Origin of the sequence: Streptomyces sp. YIM 98790 (assembly GCF_011421595.1) — a bacterium.
In the GTDB taxonomy this organism is placed as follows: domain Bacteria; phylum Actinomycetota; class Actinomycetes; order Streptomycetales; family Streptomycetaceae; genus Streptomyces.
Map to the genome: position 1 here is coordinate 1 of NZ_WTLH01000031.1, position 18,948 is coordinate 18,948.

Annotated in this window: 12 protein-coding genes; 5 read left to right on the forward strand and 7 right to left on the reverse strand. The window is 72.3% G+C overall.

Annotated elements, in window-relative coordinates:
* Window positions 1–1,875: ABC transporter ATP-binding protein (locus tag GQS09_RS08150; RefSeq protein WP_243761223.1), on the forward strand; the 1,875-nt coding region annotated here is incomplete at its 5' end.
* Window positions 1,876–1,983: 108 nt separating this feature from the next.
* On the opposite strand, the gene GQS09_RS08155 is transcribed toward GQS09_RS08150, so the two are convergent.
* Window positions 1,984–2,571, reverse strand: coding sequence for a TetR/AcrR family transcriptional regulator (locus GQS09_RS08155; RefSeq protein WP_165985351.1), 588 nt, complete (start codon window positions 2,569–2,571; stop codon window positions 1,984–1,986).
* A gap of 105 nt (window positions 2,572–2,676) precedes the next feature.
* Here GQS09_RS08155 and GQS09_RS08160 point away from each other — a divergent pair, with 105 nt between their 5' ends.
* Window positions 2,677–3,576 carry an NAD(P)-dependent oxidoreductase gene (locus tag GQS09_RS08160; RefSeq protein ID WP_165985324.1) on the forward strand — a complete coding sequence of 300 codons (900 nt, stop codon included), beginning with the start codon at window positions 2,677–2,679 and terminating at the stop codon, window positions 3,574–3,576.
* Between the two features lie 82 nt (window positions 3,577–3,658).
* On the opposite strand, the gene glgP is transcribed toward GQS09_RS08160, so the two are convergent.
* The 6 genes from glgP to GQS09_RS08190 all read right to left on the reverse strand — a co-directional run bounded on the left by glgP (window position 3,659) and on the right by GQS09_RS08190 (window position 12,537).
* Window positions 3,659–6,220 carry an alpha-glucan family phosphorylase gene (gene glgP / locus GQS09_RS08165; protein ID WP_165985352.1) on the reverse strand — a complete coding sequence of 854 codons (2,562 nt, stop codon included), beginning with the start codon at window positions 6,218–6,220 and terminating at the stop codon, window positions 3,659–3,661.
* Between the two features lie 185 nt (window positions 6,221–6,405).
* Complete coding sequence (locus GQS09_RS08170) at window positions 6,406–7,518, reverse strand: ABC transporter ATP-binding protein (RefSeq protein ID WP_165985325.1); 1,113 nt, start codon at window positions 7,516–7,518, stop codon at window positions 6,406–6,408.
* Window positions 7,515–8,633, reverse strand: a complete 1,119-nt coding sequence (locus tag GQS09_RS08175) for an ABC transporter ATP-binding protein (protein WP_165985326.1) — start codon at window positions 8,631–8,633, stop codon at window positions 7,515–7,517. Before GQS09_RS08175 ends, GQS09_RS08170 begins: the two co-directional genes overlap by 4 nt.
* A 6-nt stretch (window positions 8,634–8,639) precedes the next feature.
* Entirely contained in the window at window positions 8,640–9,689 is a 1,050-nt protein-coding gene (locus GQS09_RS08180) for an ABC transporter permease (protein WP_165985327.1), read from the reverse strand.
* 1 nt (window position 9,690) lies between these two features.
* Window positions 9,691–10,695 carry an ABC transporter permease gene (locus GQS09_RS08185; RefSeq protein WP_165985328.1) on the reverse strand — a complete coding sequence of 335 codons (1,005 nt, stop codon included), beginning with the start codon at window positions 10,693–10,695 and terminating at the stop codon, window positions 9,691–9,693.
* A gap of 129 nt (window positions 10,696–10,824) precedes the next feature.
* On the reverse strand, window positions 10,825–12,537 hold the full coding sequence (locus GQS09_RS08190; protein ID WP_165985329.1) for an ABC transporter substrate-binding protein: 1,713 nt from the start codon (window positions 12,535–12,537) through the stop codon (window positions 10,825–10,827).
* Between the two features lie 555 nt (window positions 12,538–13,092).
* Between GQS09_RS08190 and GQS09_RS08195 the strand changes: the two genes are divergently transcribed.
* From GQS09_RS08195 to GQS09_RS08205, 3 genes are all read left to right on the forward strand, one after another.
* Window positions 13,093–15,192: an alpha-1,4-glucan--maltose-1-phosphate maltosyltransferase gene (locus GQS09_RS08195; RefSeq protein ID WP_207957580.1), complete on the forward strand. Its 2,100-nt coding sequence runs from the start codon at window positions 13,093–13,095 to the stop codon at window positions 15,190–15,192.
* A complete protein-coding gene (gene treS / locus GQS09_RS08200; protein ID WP_165985331.1) occupies window positions 15,179–16,879 on the forward strand; it encodes a maltose alpha-D-glucosyltransferase in 1,701 nt (566 codons plus the stop codon). Before GQS09_RS08195 ends, treS begins: the two co-directional genes overlap by 14 nt.
* A 333-nt stretch (window positions 16,880–17,212) precedes the next feature.
* On the forward strand, window positions 17,213–18,721 hold the full coding sequence (locus GQS09_RS08205; RefSeq protein WP_165985332.1) for a maltokinase N-terminal cap-like domain-containing protein: 1,509 nt from the start codon (window positions 17,213–17,215) through the stop codon (window positions 18,719–18,721).
* Window positions 18,722–18,948 lie beyond the last annotated feature (227 nt).

Genomic DNA, 18,948 nt, shown 5'->3' on the forward strand with positions numbered 1-18,948 from the left:
GGCAGCCCCGCGCCGCCCGGCCCCGACGGCGCGGCCGGGGCCGGCGGCACGCCCGGCAGCGGCACCGGCACCGGGCCGGCGGAGGACACCTTCGACCAGGACGTGCTGCCCGCGCCGCGCAACGCCTCCCGCAGGCTGTTGCTCTCCCTGGTCCGGCCGCACCGGGGCACGGTCGCCCTGTCCGCCGCCCTGCTGCTGCTCCAGCAGGCGGCCGTGCAGGCCGGCCCGCTGCTGGTGGCCATCGCCATCGACCGCGGGGTCCCCTCCGCGGCGGACGGCGACTACGGCCCGCTGGTCGTGGTGGCGCTGGTCTATCTGGTGTGCGCGGCCGGTTCCGGGCTGCTGCTGTACGGCTTCATCACCACCGCGGCGCGGGCCTGCCAGGGGCTGCTGCTGGATCTGCGGGGCCGGATCTACCGCCAGGCCCAGGCGCTGTCGCTGGACTTCCACGACCGCTACACCTCCGGGCGGCTGATCTCCCGTTCCACGAGCGATGTGCAGTCGCTGCGCGACCTGATGGACGAGGGGCTCCAGGAGCTGGTCATCGTCACGGTGTCGGTGGTCTACATCCTGGCCCTGCTCTGCTGGCTGGACATCGGCCTGGGCGGGGCGGCGCTGTTCACCTTCGTCCCGCTGGCCCTGCTGGTGCGGGGCTTCCGGCGCCGCTCGGGCGCCCTGTTCAGCCGCCGTTCCACGGCCATCGCCGCGCTGATCGTGAAGTTCAACGAGACGCTGAACGGCATCCGCCCGGTGCAGGCGTTCCGCCGCGAGCGCCACAACGACGAGGAGTTCCGCCGGCTCAACAAGCACCACGAATGGGTCAACGGCGGGACGATCCTGGAACTGGCCCGGTTCGTGGTCTGCTCCCGGCTGATCGCCAACGCGGCGACGGCCGGCCTGGTGCTGTGGGGCGCCTACCGGGTGGCCGAGGGGGATCTCGGTCTGGGTGTGCTGGCGGCGGGCGCGCTCTATCTGCGCCGCCTGTACGACCCGCTGGACCGCTTCGCCATGATCCTCAACTACTACGAGTCGGCCACCGCGTCCCTGCACAAGATCGCCGGGCTGCTGGCCCAGCGGCCGGACGTCCCGGAGCCCGAGCACCCGCGTCTCCTCCCCGAGCGGCCCGCCGGCCGCCCGGGCCGGGAAGTGGTCTTCGAGGACGTCACCTTCTCCTACCGCACCGGCGGCGAGGTCCTCCCCCGCTTCTCCCTCACCCTGCGCGCGGGCGAGACCACCGCCGTGGTCGGGGCCACCGGGGCCGGCAAGTCCACGCTCGCCAAGCTCCTCGCCCGGTTCTACGACCCCACCGGCGGCCGGGTGCTGATGGACGGCACCGATCTGCGCGACCTGGCCACCCCGGAACTGCGCCGGGGCGTGGTCATGGTGACCCAGGAGGCGTTCCTGTTCTCCGGCACGGTGGCCGACAACATCGCGCTCGGCAGGCCCGATGCCACGCGCGAGGACATCGAGGCCGCGGCCAGGGCCATCGGCGCGCACGAGTTCATCGCCGCCCTTCCCGAGGGCTACGACACGGATGTCCGCAAGCGCGGCGGTCGGATCTCCGCGGGCCAGCGCCAGCTGGTGGCCTTCGCCCGCGTGCTGCTGGCCGACCCCTCCGTGGTCATCCTCGACGAGGCCACCTCCTCCCTGGACATCCCGGGCGAGAAGGCGGTTCAGCGGGCCATGACCACGGCGCTGCGCGGCCGGACCGCCCTGGTCATCGCGCACCGCCTCTCCACGGTGGTCACCGCGGACCGGGTCCTGGTCATGTCCGCCGGCCGCATTGTCGAGGACGGCTCGCCGCAGGAGCTGATCGCCGACACCGACGGCCGGTTCTCCGACCTGCACCGGGCCTGGCGCGACAGCCTGGTCTAGCCCGGGCGTGCCGGGCCGCCGGGGCGCTCCGCGGGAGCCCCTCGGCGGCCCGCGCCGGGAAGCCGCGCGGGCGGGCGCGGCCGGCGGAGCCGGGCCGCCGGGCTCCGCTCAGTCCGCTTCCGCCCCGTTCTCCCGCTGCCCGGCCGCCCCGGCGTCGAGCAGCGGCCCGAGTTCCTCGGCCACGGTCCGCAGCGCGCGCACGTCACGCTCGGCGCGGGCGATGACGATGGCACCCTCCAGGGCGCTGATCATCAGGGTGGCCAGCGGCTCGGCCCGCGCGGCCGGCACGCCCATGCCGGCCAGGGCCCCGGCGACCGCCCCGGTCCACTCGGCGAAGGCGTCCGCCGCCGCCCGGCGGGTGGAGTCGCCGGCGTCCGCCCGGTCGGCCGTGGCGGCGACCACCGGGCAGCCGCCCCTGGCGAAGCCCTCCGTCTCGTACTCCTCGGTCCACTGGGCCACCATGGCCGCGAACAGACCGCTGGGCGTGGGGGTCTCCATGTCCGCCAGGAAGCGGGCGACACGCCTGCCCGCGTAGCGGCCGGCCCACGCCACGGCCTCGTTGACCAGCTGCTCCTTGCCGCCCGGGAAGTAGTGCTGGAGCGAGCCGCGGGGCGCCTTCGCCTCCGCGGCCACCTCCCGCATGCCGGTGGCCGTCACGCCCTGCCGCCGGATGAGCTGCGCGGCGCCGAACACCATCCGTTCCCGGGGGCCATGGCCGGTTCCCGTGGTCACCGCCCGCCCCCTACTATGACGGTTGTCATAGAAAGCCAGTTCAGCGCAGTGACGAAGGGGTGGCCGCAGATGGACACGGTGGGATTCCTGGGACTCGGGGTCATGGGGCAGCCGATGGCGCTGAATCTGGCGCGGTCGGGCCTGCCGCTCGTGGTGTGGAACCGCACCCCGGCCCGCTGCGGACCACTGCGCACGGCCGGGGCCGCGGTCGCCGGATCACCGGCCGAGGTCATGGACCGGGCCGGCACCGTCTTCCTGATGCTGGCCGACGAGGCCGCCGTCGACACCGTCCTGGGCCGCGGCACACCCGCCTTCGCCTCCCTGGTCCGCGGACACACCCTGGTCCACATGGGCACCACCTCGCCGGACTACTCGCGTGACCTTCAGGCGGACATCCTCGCCGCCGGCGGGGCGTATGTCGAAGCCCCGGTCTCCGGCTCGCGCGTCCCGGCCGAGAACGGCCGTCTGGTGGCCATGGTCGCCGGTGACGAACCCGCCGTGGCCGCGGTCCGCCCGCTGCTGGACCCCCTGTGCGGACAGACCTTCCCCTGCGGCCCGGTGCCCGGTGCCCTGCTGATGAAACTCGCGGTCAACATCTTCCTGATCACCACCGTCACCGGGCTGGCCGAGGCGTACCACTTCGCCGAGGGGCACGGCCTGGACGCCGAGCAGTTCCTGGCCGTGCTGGACGCCGGGCCGATGGCCAGCGCGGTCTCCCGGATGAAGGCACCGAAGCTGCTCAAGCGGGACTTCTCGGTGCAGGCCGCCATCCCGGACGTGCTCAAGAACAACCAGCTGATCGCCCGGGCCGCCCGGTCCGCCGGGGTCGCCTCACCGCTGCTGGACGTCTGCCACGCCCTCTACGCCGAGACCCTGGCCCTCGGCCACACCGACGCCGACATGGCAGCCGTGCTGCACGCCCTGGAGGCACGCACCGCGGCGGGCGGCGGCCCCGGCCCCACGGACTGACGGCGCCTTCCCGGGCGGCCCCCGGGCCCCGGGTGAGGGCCCGGGGCCGGGGGCGAGGAGGGCAACGGTGCTCGCGGCATGGTCACTCGGGGGCGGGGAGGGTGATCAGGGCGAGTTCGGCCCGGCCGGCCAGGCGGGGATGGGCGGGGAGGATGCGGACGGTGAAGCCGAAGGGGCCGGAGCGGTCCAGCGGCAGCTCGCCGACGTAGGACCACCGGCCTTCGAGGTCCGGGTGGCCGCCGTCCGGTTTGAGGGTGACCACGGAGGGGTCGGCGAGCGTGTCGTCCGCGTCGACCGGGCCGGTGACGGCCTGCACCTCGACGTCCGCCGGTTCCAGTTCCCCCAGGCGGATGCGGACCGAGACGGGGATGACGCCGCCCAGGATCGCGGGTTCGTCCCCGGAGTGCACATGGTCGATCGCGACCTGCGGCCAGGCGTTCCGGACCCGGGACACGTAGGAGGCGAAGGCGTCGGCGGCGCCGGGGGCGGACAGGGCCCGGTGCGAGGCGGCGGCCGGTCCGTAGAGCTCCGTCACGTACTCGCGGAGCATGCGGTCGGCCAGTACGCACGGCACCAGGCGGGTCAGGGTGGCGCGGACCATGGCCAGCCAGCGGGCCGGCGGGCCGCCGTCGCGTCCCCGCTCGTAGAAGCGGGGCACGATCTGCTCCTCCAGAAGGGAGTACAGGCCGGCCGCCTCGACGGCGTCACGGCGGTCCGGGTCGGCGGCGGCGGGGCCGTCGGCGGTCGGGATCTCCCAGCCGAAGTCCGGGTCGTACCACTCGTCCCACCAGCCGTCGCGGACCGAGAGATTGAGGCAGCCGTTCAGGGCGGCCTTCATCCCGCTGGTGCCGCAGGCCTCCAGGGGGCGGAGGGGGTTGTTGAGCCAGACGTCGCAGCCCGCGTAGAGCATGGTGGCCATCGCCATGCCGTAGTCGGGGAGGAAGACCACGCGCCGCCGGAGCGCCGGGTCGTCGGCGAACCGGACCATTTCCTGGATCAGCCGCTTGCCGCCCTCGTCGGCCGGGTGCGCCTTGCCCGCCACCACGATCTGCGCCGGACGCTCGGGGTGGGTGAGCAGCCGGCGCAGCCGCTCGGGGTCCTTGAGCATCAGGGTGAGCCGCTTGTAGGAGGGGACCCGGCGGGCAAAGCCCAGGGTGAGCACATCGGGGTCGAAGACCTCGTCGATCCAGCCCAGTTCGGCCCGGCCGGCGCCGCGCTGCCGCCAGGAGACGCGCAGCCGGGCCCGCACCTCGTGGACCAGGCGCTCGCGCAGGGTGCGGCGGGTCTCCCAGAGTTCCGCGTCCGAGGCGTGGGCCGGGTCGAGGGCGAGCATCTCGTCGGCGGTCCAGGTGGCGGCGTGCACCCCGTTGGTGACCGAGGTGACGGGCACCTCGGCGGCGTCGAAGCCGGGCCACAGGGCGCTGAACATCTCCCGGCTCACCGCTCCGTGCAGCCGGGAGACGCCGTTGGCGCGCTGTGCGGTGCGCAGGCCGAGCAGTGCCATGTTGAACTGCGGCGAGGCACCGGGGGCGGCCGCGGTCCCGGAACCGGGGACGGTGGTGCGCTCGTCCTCCCGGCCCAGGGCCAGCAGCCGGTCACGGTCCGGCCCGGCGCCCTCGGCGGCCGCGTCGAGGTGCCGGGCCACCAGGTCCAGGGGGAAACGGTCGATGCCGGCCGGCACCGGGGTGTGGGTGGTGAACACGGTGCCGGCCCGGACGATGCGCAGCGCCGCGTCGAAGCCGGTGCCCGACTCGCCCAGTTCCCGGATGCGTTCCAGGGCGAGGAAACCGGCGTGGCCCTCGTTCATGTGGAAGACCTCGGGCGCGGGGTGGCCGCTGATCCGGCAGTACGCGCGCAGCGCGCGCACCCCGCCGATGCCCAGCAGCAGTTCCTGGAGCAGCCGGTGCTCGGTGCCGCCGCCGTAGAGCCGGTCGGTGATGTCGCGCTCGGCCGGGCCGTTCTCGGCCAGGCCGGAGTCGAGCAGCAGCAGCGGGACGCGGCCGACCCTGACCTGCCACACCTGGGCGTGCAGGGTGCGCCCGCCGGGCAGGGGCAGCATCACCCGCACCGGGGCGGAGCCGTCCGGCTCGGTGAGCAGTTCCAGCGGCAGTTCGTGCGGGTCGAGCACCGGGTACTGCTCCTGCTGCCAGCCGTCGGCGGACAGGCTCTGGCGGAAGTAGCCGTGCCGGTAGAGCAGGCCGACCCCGATCAGCGGAACGCCGAGGTCGCTGGCGGCCTTGAGGTGGTCGCCGGCCAGGATGCCGAGGCCGCCGGAGTACTGGGGCAGCGCGGCGGTGATCCCGAACTCGGGGGAGAAGTAGGCGACGGCGCGCGGCAGACCCTCGCCGGCCTGCTGGTACCAGCGGGGTTCGGTCTGGTAGTCGCGGAGGTCTCCGGCGATGACGGTGAGGCGGCGGAGGAACCCGCGGTCGGCGGCGAGCACCGCCAGCCGGTCGGCGGAGACGGTGCTGAGCATGCGGACGGGGTCGCCGCCGGCCGCCTCCCAGCCCTCGGGGTCGACGGATGTCAGCAGCTCACGGGTCTCTGCGTGCCACGACCAGCGGAGGTTGAATGCCAGTTCGTGCAGGGGACGCAGGGCTTCCGGAAGGACAGGACGCACAGAGTATCGACGAATGGCCTTCACCATTCGAAGGTAGCGGCGGCCGGGCGGCCCTGCGAGGGCTTCCGTAGGTTCGGGTGATGACGCCACACCAATGGGGCGGGTGACCGCCCGCGCGGCGCACGCCGCCCGGCGGAGGCGGAAGCCTCCCGCCCGCGCCCGGTCCGCGCCGGGCGCAGGCCGGGCGCGGACCGGGCCGCAGACGGGCGTCAGGCGTCGTGGAGGACGCGGGCGGCGAGGTCGGTGGTGGGATGCAGGGTGCCGTCGGCGATCTGCTCGGCCCAGTGGCAGGCGACCCGGTGGCCGCCGCCCGTGTCGCGCAGCTCCGGCCGCTCGTCGGTGCAGCGGGTGGGCTGCTTCCAGGGGCAGCGGGTGTGGAAGCGGCAGCCGGCCGGCGGATCGGCCGGGGACGGCAGGTCGCCGGTCAGCAGGATGCGTTCGCGCCGGTCCTCCACCTCGGGATCGGGCACCGGCACCGCCGACATCAGCGCCTTGGTGTACGGATGCCGCGGCTTCTCGTAGAGCTCGTCGCCGGCTGCCTCCTCCACCAGGGAGCCCAGGTACATCACCCCGATGACGTCGGAGATGTGCCGGACCACCGCCAGGTCGTGGGCGATCACCAGATAGGTCAGGCCCATGGCGTCCTGGAGCTCCTCCAGCAGGTTGAGCACCTGGGCCTGGATGGAGACGTCCAGCGCGGAGACCGGCTCGTCGCAGATGAGCAGGTCGGGTTCGAGGACCAGCGCGCGGGCGATGCCGATGCGCTGCCGCTGCCCCCCGGAGAACTCGTGCGGGTAGCGGGAGAGCGAGCCCCCGGGCAGGCCCACCCGCTCCAGGATGGCCCGGATGCGTTCCCGCCGCTCCTGCCGGTTGGCGCCGATGCCGTGCGCGGCCATGCCCTCGGCCAGGATGGATTCGATGTTCTGGCGCGGATTGAGGCTGCCCAGCGGGTCCTGGAAGACCATCTGGAGCCGGCGCCGGGCGCGCCGCATCTCGCCTTCCGGCAGCCGGGCCAGGTCGGTGCCGTCGAAGACCACGGAGCCGCTGGTGATGTCGACCAGGCGGAGCACGGCCCGGCCCAGCGTGGTCTTGCCGCATCCGGACTCGCCGACCAGGCCGTAGGTCTGGCCGGCCGTGACGGACAGCGAGACGCCGTCCACGGCGTAGACGTGGCCCACGGTCCGGTCGAAGACCACCCCCCGTCTGACCGGGAAGTGCACCTTGACGTCGGACAGGGTCAGCAGCGGGCCGGGGGCGGCGCCCGCGCCGCCGTCCTCGGGTGCGGCGGCGGGCTGCGGAACGGGGGCGGAGGGCTGGGTCATTCGGCCGGCTCCTTGGTCGCGGATGTCGCCGGGGCCGGGGCGGGCGCGTCCGACGGGGTGAGCGGGGGGTCCTGCCCGGCCGTGGCCGGCGCCGTGTTCACCGGGTGAACACAGCGCACCAGATGGCTCTCCGGCCCGGAGGGGGCCGGAGCCGGTTCCGGGGTGCCCTCCAGGCAGGCCAGCGAGTAATGGTCGCAGCGCGGGGCGAAGGCGCAGCCGTCGGACCAGGCGATGGTGTCGTTGATGGAGCCGCGGATGGGGCTGAGCGGCAGTCCGCGCGGGGCGTCCAGCCGGGGAATGGAGGCCAGCAGCCCGTGCGTGTACGGGTGGGCGGGGGCGGCGAACAGCGGGCGCCGCTCCGCGGCCTCCACCACCTTGCCGGCGTACAGCACATTGACCCGGTCGCAGAGCCCGGCCACCACGCCCAGATCGTGGGTGATCATCAGCAGCGCGGTGCCCTCCTGGTCGACCAGTTCCCGCAGCAGTTCCAGGATCTGGGCCTGGATGGTGACGTCCAGCGCCGTGGTGGGCTCGTCGGCGATCAGCAGCCGGGGGGCGCAGGCGACCGCCATGGCGATCAGGGCGCGCTGCCGCATGCCGCCGGAGAGCTGGTGCGGGTATTCCTTCAGCCGCCGGGTGGGGTCCGGGATGCCGACCCGCTCCAGCAGGTGGGCGGCCTCGGTGCGGGCACGTGCGCCGCGCAGGCCGCGGTGGCGGGTGAGGATCTCGGTCACCTGGACGCCGATGGGGACCACCGGGTTGAGCGAGGACAGCGGGTCCTGGAAGACCATGGCCAGCCGGGTGCCGCGCAGGTCGCGCATCCGGCCGTCGTCCAGGGCGAGCAGGTCGGTTCCGTCGCCGCCGCCGTCCGGGCGGAAGACGGCCCGGCCGCCGGTGCGGACGCCGCGGCGGGGCAGCAGGCCCATCAGGGCCAGCGAGGTGACGCTCTTGCCGCAGCCGGACTCGCCTACCAGGCCGGCCACTTCGCCCCGGTGCACGGTGAAGGAGACCCCGGAGACGGCCGTGATGTCGCGCTTGCCGCGCGCGGTGAAGGTCACCGTGAGGTCCTCCACCGACAGCAGCGGGGCCGCGGAGGGTGACGGTGAGGCTGTCATGGGGCATCAGCTCCGCAGTTTCGGATCGAGGGCTTCCCGCATGGCCTCGCCCAGCAGGGTGAAGCCGAGGGCGGTGATGATGATGCCCAGCGCCGGATAGACGGCCATCATGGGCGCCTCGTCGAAGAACCGCTGGGCCTGGGCGAGCATCACGCCCCACTCCGGCTGGGCGGCGTCCGGGTTGCCCAGCCCCAGGAAGGACAGCGCGGCGGCCTCGATGATGGCGGTGGCCAGCGCCAGCGTGGACTGCACGATGACCGGGCCGAGGGAGTTGGGCAGCACATGGGCCAGCACGATGCGGCGTCGCCGCACGCCCAGCGAGCGGGCCGCCAGCACGTAGTCGGAGCCGGCCTGGGCCAGCATGGAGCCGCGCAGCAGCCGGGCGAAGACGGGGATCTGCACCACGCCGACCGCGACCATCACGGTGGTCAGGCTCTGGCCCATGATGGCGGCGATGCTGACCGCCAGCAGCAGCGAGGGCAGCGCCAGCATCATGTCGGTGAAGCGCATCACCACGGCGTCGACGGTGCGGCCGGCCCGGCCGCCGAGCGCCAGGGCGGCACCGGAGACGCCGCCGATCAGCGCGCCCACGGTGAAGCCGATCAGGGTGGCCACCACACCGACCAGCAGGGTCTGCCGGGCGCCGACCAGCATCCGGGAGAGCTGGTCGCGTCCCAGGTGGTCCAGGCCGAGCCAGTTCTCGGCGCGCGGGCCGATGAAGATGCCCCGGTTGGGGAAGACCTCGCCGCGCCAGGTCTGGGCGGTGGGATTGTGCGGGGCGATCCAGGGGCCGATCACGGCCAGCACCAGGAACACGCCCAGCACGATCATGCCGATGACGGCGGTCTTGTTGCCCCGCAGGCGGCGCAGCGCCTCCCGCCACAGGCTTGCGCCGGTGGAGGTCTCGGTGCGGGCGGTCAGCTCCGCCAGCCGGTCGATCCGGTCCTTGCGGCGGGTGGCCAGGGCGGTGCCGCCGGAGGGGCGGTCGCGGGGGTGCTCCGGTTCCTCGGGGCCGTCCGGCCCGCCGGGGGTGACGCCGGTGGTGTCGGTACTCATCTCAGTGCACCCGCACTCTCGGGTCGATCAGGCTGTAGGTGAGATCGACCAGCATGTTGATCAGCACGTAGGTCAGCGCGATGAAGAGGATGAAGCTGGTCAGCACGGGGTAGTCGCGGGCGTCGATGGCGTCCCGGATGAAGGAGCCGATGCCGCCCCAGGCGAAGACCGTCTCGGTGAGCACCGCGCCGGAGAGCAGGGAGCCGGTGAGCAGGCCGATGGTGGTGACCACCGGCAGCAGGGCGTTGCGCAGCACGTGCCGCCCGCGCACGGTGGCCCGGTGCAGGCCCTTGGACTCGGCGGTGCGGACATAGTCCTCCTGGAGCACCTCCAGCACGCTGGCCCGGGTCATCCGGACGATGACGGCCAGCGGGATGGAGGACAGCGCCAGGGCGGGCAGCATCAGGTGCCACAGGGCGTCGGCGGTGGCGTCCCATTCGCCGGTGAGCAGGCCGTCCAGGACGGCGAAGCCGGTCACCTCGGTGGCGTTGATGCCGGTGGTCAGGCGGCCCTGGCTGGGGAACCAGCCGAGGGTGACGGCGAAGATCTCCTTGAGGATGAAGGCGAGGAAGAACACCGGGATGCAGATGCCCAGCAGCGAGCCGGAGACCGCACCGGCGTCCAGCCAGCTCCCGCGGCGGCGGGCGGCGAAGTAGCCGAGCGGGATGCCGATCACCACGGCCAGCAGGATGGCGGAGACGCCCAGTTCCACGGTGGCGGGGAAGCGCTGGGTGAATTCGTCCCAGACCGGGCGGCCGGTGCGGCTGGAGTCCCCGAAGTCGAGAGTGGCGAGGTCGCGCAGGAAGATGCCGTACTGCTCCCACAGGGGCTTGTCGAGCCCGAGCAGACGTTCCATCTGGATGCGGTCGGCCTCGGTGGCGCGTTCCCCGAGCCGGGCGGTGACCGGTCCGCCGGGGAGTTGCCGGAGCCAGACGAAGAGCAGGACGGACAGCCCGAACAGGGTGGGTACGAGCTGGAGCAGCCTGCGGACGATGAGACGCAACACGTGGTTGACGCCCCTTTCTTGTCACGCGTTTCCGTGTCACGCCCTGGTCAGCGGTCCGCCCGGCCGACGGGGTGCCGTGGCCGGGCGGACACCGGCTGGCGCCGGCTGACCGGGGATGACGTGAAGGGATTACTTGAACGATCCCTCGGAGAACTTCTCCTGGGTCAGGGGGGACACGGTGGGCGGGTTGACGTCGCCGGAGAAGGCGATGGACGGGGGCGAGGAGGAGATCGGGACGCCCGGCAGGAAGTCCATGATCATCTTGTTGAGTTCCTTGTACATCTCCACCCGGGTGTCGACGTCCGGCTCGACCGAGGCGGCGGCCATGGCGTCGAACAGTTCCTGGTTCTTGAAGCCCCACTCCTTGGAGTAGCCGTCGAACCAGGTGCCCAGGAAGTTGTAGGCGTCGTTGAAGTCACCGGTCCAGCCGAGCAGGTAGAGGTTGCAGCCGCCGGCCCGGGTGGTGTCCAGGTATTCCGGGCTCCACTTCATGGGCTTGGGGCTGACGGTGATGCCGGCGGCCTCCAGGTCGGCCTTCATCAGCTCGTACATGTCGGCCGGGGCGGGCATGTACGGGCGGGTCACCTCGGTCGGGTAGCAGAACTCCACCGAGAGGTCCTCGGCTCCGGCCTCGGCGAGCAGGTCCTTGGCCCGCTCGGTGTCGTACGCGTAGGTGGTGACGTCCTTCGCGTAGCCGTCCACGGTGTCCGGTATGAACTGCGTGGCCACCACGCCGCCCTCGGGGAGCTGGGTGTCCACCAGGGTCTGCCGGTCCAGCGCGTGGGCGATGGCCTGGCGCACCCGGAGGTCCTCCAGGGCCGGGTTCGACTCCTGGGTGATGCCGAGGTAGAAGAGGTTGAACACGCCGCGGGTGGGCACGTTGAAGCCCGCTGCCTTCAGCGCCTCCACATCGCCCGGTGCCACCAGGTCGTAGCCGTGGATCTCACCGGCCTCCAGGGCCTGCCGGCGGGCGCCCTCGTCCGAGATGGTACGGAAGACGATCTTGTCGAAGCCGGCCTTGTCGCCCCAGTAGTCGTCGAACCGGCTGATGGTGACCTCGCCGTTGCTCTTGTCCCAGGACTCGTACGTGAACGGGCCGGTACCGGCGATCACGATCTCGCCGTCGTGGCCCTCGCCCTGGCTGTAGGCGGGGTAGTTGATGTTCTCGCCCTCACCGCTGGCCTCGTCCTCGGCGTAGGCCTCGAGCGACTTCGGGGAGTGGATGGCGAAGGCGGCCAGCGAGAAGGCGCCGGGGTAGATGGCCGAGGGCTTGTGCAGGCTGATGACGGCGGTCAGCTCGTCGGGGGCCTGGCAGCCCGCGTAGTTGGCCTCGGGGGCCTCCTCGTTCTGGTTCTCCGCGAAGCCGCCGAACTCGGCCTGCCAGTAGTAGGACAGGGCGGTGGCCTGGTAGGTGCCGGTCCAGTTGAACCAGCGCTCGAAGTTCTGGCAGACCACCTCGCCGGTGAGTTCCTCGCCGTCGTGGAACGTCACCCCGTCCTGCAGGTGGAAGGTCCACTCGGTGCCCTCGGGGTTGCTCTCCCAGGTCTCGGCGAGGCCGCCGACCATCTCGGTGCCGCCGGACTCGTGGTCGATCAGCGTCTCCAGCACCTGCCGGGTGATCCGGAAGGTCTCGCCGTCGCTGGCCAGCGAGGGGTCCAGGGAGGCCGGGTCGCCGGCCGCGGCGAAGACGAAGGCCTCGCCGTCCTCGGAGGAGTCATCGCCCCGCTCGCTGGCGCAGGCCGAGGCGGCCAGGCCGAGAGCGGTCACGGCCGCGACCACGGCGGCCCTGCTCCGGGTTGTCGAACGGCCCGTGGTTCTGGCCTTGGAGCGAACTTCGTGCATGTCCCACCTCAGGGTGTCGGGGTGGCCGGCTGGGGGCAACGCGCGTCAATCACCCCGGGATGTGACCGGGGTCACCCCCACCGTCCGGATACCGGGGAGGTGCCCGCACATTACTGCGCAAGTCCATAGTTGTGAACGTCAGCCGGTTGGCCGATACCGACCCGAAACCCAGCGTTTCCGGGAGACGCGGCCGGCATCCGCTTTCTGCGCTTCGAGCAGATGTTCCCGTGATCAACCGTTCTACGATTCGTTTTCCGACTGGACACGAGTACGTCACACACGGACGGATTGTCCGGGCCGGTCCGATGGGCAGGTTATCGGCGTCGCCTCTCTTCGCACTGCTTCCCCGCTGGCCCCTTGCCCGATGCAGACGGCCACCGCGCCGTGCGCGCCGCCCCGGCGGCGCCACGCCGCCGGTCCACGCCCACCCGAGTGACGCGCACCGGAGCCGCCATGCCCGCAACCCGCCAACCCTCGCCGAAGCAGATACAAAGGACAAAGCTCTCCACTTTCCCGGAAATAGCCCCATATACCAACACTCAGGGTGATTCCCATATGATCGGTCGCATCCCCGTCCTTGACGTCCAGCCGCTCGTCGACTGCGGGCGCCGCCCCGTCAAGGCGGTGCCAGGCGAAACGTTCCTGGTGACCGCGACCGTGTTCCGGGAGGGGCACGACGCGGTCGGTGCCAACGTCGTGCTGCGCGACCCCTCCGGGCGCTCGGGGCCGTGGACCCCGATGCGGGAACTCGCCCCGGGCACCGACCGCTGGGGCGCCGAGGTCACCCCGGACCGGGAGGGCCGCTGGACCTACGCGGTCGAGGCGTGGGGCGACCCGCTCGCCACCTGGCGGCAGCACGCCCGGATCAAGGTGCCGCAGCGCATCGACACCGAACTCGTGCTCGCCGAGGGCGCGGAACTGCTGCGCCGGGCCGCGGCCGGGGTGCCCAAGACGGCCGGCAAGGCGCTGGTCACCGCCGCCGCCCGGGCCCTGAAGGACACCGCACGCGACCCGGACGAACGGCTCGCCGCCGCCCTCGACCCCGGGGTCACCGCCGTGCTGGCCCGCCACCCGCTGCGCGAACTGGTCAGCGCCTCCCGGCCGTTGCCGATGATCGTGGAACGCGAACGGGCGCTGTTCGGCTCCTGGTACGAGATGTTCCCGCGCTCCGAGGGCGCCGTCACCGAGCCCGGCCGGGCACCGGTCCCGGGCACCTTCCGCACCGCCGCCGAACGCCTTCCGGCCATCGCCGCCATGGGGTTCGACGTGGTGTACCTGCCGCCCGTCCATCCCATCGGCCACTCCTTCCGCAAGGGCCGCGGCGGCGCGCTCACCGCCGGACCGGAGGACGTGGGCTCGCCCTGGGCGATCGGCTCGGCGGACGGCGGCCACGACGCGGTCCACCCGGACCTGGGCACCCTGGCCGACTTCGACGCGTTCCTGGCCCGCGCCCGCGATCTGGGCATGGAGATCGCCCTCGACTTCGCCCTGCAGTGCAGCCCGGACCATCCCTGGGTCAAGGAGCATCCGCAGTGGTTCCGCCGCCGCGCCGACGGCACCATCGCCTACGCCGAGAACCCGCCCAAGAAGTACCAGGACATCTTCCCCCTCCACTTCGACGACGACTTCCGCGGGCTGGTCACCGAGACGCTGCGCATCCTGCGCTTCTGGATGGCCCGCGGGGTGCGGATCTTCCGCGTGGACAATCCGCACACCAAACCGGTGGTGTTCTGGGAGAAGGTGCTCGGTGAGATCAACCGCACCGACCCGGACGTCATCTTCCTCTCCGAGGCGTTCACCCGCCCGGCGATGATGCGCACGCTGGCCCAGATCGGGTTCCAGCAGTCCTACACCTATTTCACCTGGCGCAACACCAAGGAGGAACTGACCGAGTATCTGACCGAGCTGAGCGGTGAGTCCGCCGCCTGCATGCGCCCGAACTTCTTCGTCAACACCCCGGACATCCTGCATGCCTATCTCCAGCACGGCGGACGCGCCGCGTTCGAGATCCGCGCCGTGCTCGCCGCCACCCTCTCCCCGAGCTGGGGAATGTACGCGGGCTACGAGCTGTGCGAGGCCACCCCGGCGCGGCCGGGCAGCGAGGAGTACTGGGACTCGGAGAAGTTCGCGCTGCGTCCGCGCGACTGGGAGGCCGCCGACCGCAGCGGCGCCTCGCTGACCCCGCTGATCACCCGGCTGAACGAGCTGCGCCGTGCCCATCCGGCACTCCAGCGGCTCCGCGGACTGCGGTTCCACCACACCGACAGCGAGCACATCCTGGCCTACTCCAAGCGCACCCGCCGGGCACCGGCCGGCGGGAGCGCGGCGGGGGCGGACACCGGGAACGGCGCGAACGCCGACGACACGGTGCTGGTCCTGGTCAACCTCGATCCGCACCATGTCCACGAGTGCACGGTGTCGTTGGACCTGTCGGAGCTCGGACTGCCCCCCGCGCAGCGCGAGGGGGCCGAGCCCTTCCCGGTGACCGATGAACTCACCGGGGAGACCTATCACTGGGGCAGGGACAACTATGTGCGCCTGGGGCCGGACGGTCCCTCCGAGCTGCGGCGACGCGGCGGAACCCGGGTGGCGCACATCCTCTCCCTGCGACCGTCCTCACAGACCGGAGGGTCACCCAACCATGAGCGTCAATGAGCCGGTCCTCGACACGTTCGAGGACACGCCGCACCGCGACCGCGACCCCGAGTGGTACAAGCGAGCGGTGTTCTACGAGGTGCTGGTGCGGTCCTTCAAGGACAGCAACGGAGACGGAATCGGGGATCTGAAGGGCCTCACCTCGAAACTCGATTACCTGCAATGGCTGGGGATCGACTGCGTCTGGCTGCCGCCCTTCTTCCATTCCCCGCTGAAGGACGGCGGTTACGACGTCTCCGACTACACCTCGGTGCTCCCGGAGTTCGGCGACCTGGCCGATTTCGTGGAGTTCGTGGACGCCGCACACCAGCGGGGCATCCGGGTCATCATCGACTTCGTCATGAACCACACCAGCGATCAGCACCGCTGGTTCCAGGAGTCCCGCCGGGACCCGGACGGCCCGTACGGCGACTACTACATGTGGGCCGACGACGACAAGAAGTACGCCGACGCACGGATCATCTTCGTCGACACCGAGACGTCCAACTGGACCTTCGACCCCGTGCGCAAGCAGTACTACTTCCACCGCTTCTTCTCCCACCAGCCGGATCTCAACTACGAGAACCCGAGGGTGCAGGAGGAAGTGCTCTCGGCCCTGCGGTTCTGGCTCGACCTGGGCATCGACGGCTTCCGGCTCGACGCGGTCCCCTATCTCTACGCGGAGGACGGCACCAACTGCGAGAACCTGCCCGCCACCCACGAACTGCTGAAGCGGGTGCGGGCGGAGATCGACAAGCACTACCCCGACACCGTGCTGCTGGCCGAGGCCAACCAGTGGCCGGAGGACGTGGTCGACTACTTCGGCGACTACACCACCGGCGGGGACGAATGCCACATGGCGTTCCACTTCCCGGTGATGCCGCGGATCTTCATGGCGGTGCGCCGGGAGTCCCGCTACCCGGTCTCCGAGATCCTGGCCAAGACCCCGCCGATCCCCGCGAAGTGCCAGTGGGGCATCTTCCTGCGCAACCACGACGAGCTGACCCTGGAGATGGTCACCGACGAGGAGCGCGACTACATGTACGCGGAGTACGCCAAGGATCCGCGGATGCGCGCCAACATCGGCATCCGGCGCCGGCTGGCCCCGCTGCTGGACAACGACCGCAAGCAGATCGAGCTGTTCACCGCGCTGCTGCTGTCGCTGCCCGGCTCCCCGATCCTGTACTACGGCGACGAGATCGGGATGGGCGACAACATCTGGCTGGGCGACCGGGACGCGGTCCGCACCCCGATGCAGTGGACCCCGGACCGCAACGCGGGCTTCTCCACCTGTGATCCCGGACGGCTGTTCCTGCCCAACATCATGGACCCGGTCTACGGCTACCAGGTCACCAATGTGGAGGCGGCGATGAGTTCCCCCTCGTCGCTGCTGCACTGGACCAAGCGGATGGTGGAGATCCGCAAGCAGAATCCCGCCTTCGGGCTGGGGTCGTACACGGAGCTGGAATCGTCCAATCCGGCCGTGCTGGCCTTCCTCCGGGAACACGGTGACGACCTGGTGATGTGCGTCAACAACTTCTCCCGCTTCTCCCAGCCGACCGAACTCGACCTGCGCGCCTGGCGGGATCACTATCCGGTGGAGCTCATCGGCCGGGTGACCTTCCCGCGCGTCGGCGAACTGCCCTATCTGCTGACCCTCGCGGGCCACGGCTTCTACTGGTTCCGGCTGCGCCGGACCGTGGTCTGAACCGGCATTTCCCGCACCTGCCCGCCACCGGCCGCCGGCGCGCGATGACGGTCGCGCCACCGTCCGGTGCCCGCTCCCCCGCAAGCGGTACGCGGGCAGGGGAGTACGGCCTGCACGCCGTAGGGGCCCGGGGGGTTCACGCGGTTACCCCCGGGCCCCCCAGGGAACGCTCCCTATACCGCACCGTCACTCAACCCTCAAGACCCCGAACGTGTGACGGAGCCCTCACTCGCACGGCCGGTCCTCCACGACACGTCCCGCACCGCCGGGCAGCCAACGCCGCAATCCGGGACACTTCTCCATATATTCATCGTGCCCCGGGGAAAGGACGCCATGTCGGAAAGCTCCGCATCCCGGACGGCACCACCCCGGCTCCCGCTGGCCACCGCGCCGCACGGCAGTTCCCTCTTCCGTTCGCTCACGGGGTTGCTCGCCCGCTGGCTGCCCCGCCAGCGCTGGTACGCCGGAAAGGGCCGTCCGCTCGGCGGACTCACGCTGATCTCGGCCACCGAGCTGCTGCCGTGCTCGGCCGGCGCTCCCACACCCGGTCTGCTCCATCTGCTGATCCGCGCCCATCCGCAGGGCGCCCCCGAGGAGGCACAGGGCGTGCCCGGTGCCGGCGACTGCTACCAACTGCTGCTGGGGGTGCGCACCGTGCTGCCGCCCGCCCTGGCCACCGCGCTGGTCGGCCGGCCGGCCGAGGGCCCGCTGCGCGGCCGGGCGGTGTACGAGGCGCTGCACGACCCCCGCCTCACCGCCCTGCTGCTGGAACGTTTGCGCGCTCCGGGGCGGCTGGGCACGCTGCGCTTCGAACGCGCCCCCGAGGTGGCCATCGCCTCCGGCCAGGCCCCCCGGGTGCTGGGCGCCGAGCAGACCAACTCCTCCATCGTCTACGGCGAGGCGCACATCCTGAAGCTGTTCCGGCGGGTCAGCCCCGGCATCAATCCCGATCTGGAGCTGCCCCGTGCGCTGGCCCAGGCGGGCTGCTCCCGGGTGCCCGCTCCGTCCGCCTGGTTCGAGGCGTATCTGCCGCCGGCCGCCGGCCCGGGCGCCGGCCCGCCCGCCGGCCCGCCCGCCGGGGGCTTCACCGAACCGCTCACCCTGGGCGTGCTCCAGCCCTACCTGGCCGGCTCCTCGGACGGCTGGCAGCTGGCCTGCAAGGCGCTCAGCCTGCGCACCGACTTCAGCTCGGCCGCGCACGCCATCGGCCGGGCCACCGGCGAGGTGCACGCGGCCCTGGCCGCGGCGCTGCCCACCACCGTGCTGGACGGCCCGGAACTGGAGCGCACCGCCCGCGGCATGAACGAGCGGCTGGAGGCCGCCGCCGCGGCCGTCCCCCAGCTGCGCCCGTACCGGACCGGGCTGCGCCGCGCCTTCGACCAGCTCTCCGCCTACGGGGCGGACGGCGGGCGGTGCACCGCGCAGCGGCTGCACGGCGACCTGCACCTGGGGCAGGTGCTGCACGGCGGCAGCGGCGGCGGCCGCTGGGCGATCATCGACTTCGAGGGCGAACCGGCCCGGCCGATCGCGGAGCGCCGCCGGCCCCAGCCGCCGGTGCGGGACATCGCCGGGATGCTGCGCTCCTTCGACTACGCCGCCTGCCAGCACCGGGCCTCGGGCGCCTGGACGGCGGCCTGGGCGCGGGCCAGCCGGGCCGCCTACTGCCGCGGCTATGCCGAGGCCAGCGGCCAGGACCCGCTGCACCAGCCGGAGCTGCTGCGCGCCTACGAGATCGACAAGGCCATCTACGAGGTGCTCTACGAGGCACGGCACCGCCCGTCCTGGCTGCACGTCCCGATGGCCGCCATCCGCCGTCTGGCCGCCGCCGACCCCACCGCCTGACGTGCGCGATGCCGCCGCCCGGGCCCGTGGCCGGCCGGACCGCCCACCCGTACCACCACCCCCACCCTCACCCTCAGGAGGTTCCCGCGTGGCTTCCCGCCCGGACTCCCCCGGCTCCGCCGAGAGCCCTGCCCCCCGCAAACGCCGCTCCCCGTCCAGCGGCTCCGTCACCCGCAGCAGCAGCGGCGCCCGCGGCACGGAACGGACCGCGCCCGGGTCCGCCGCCG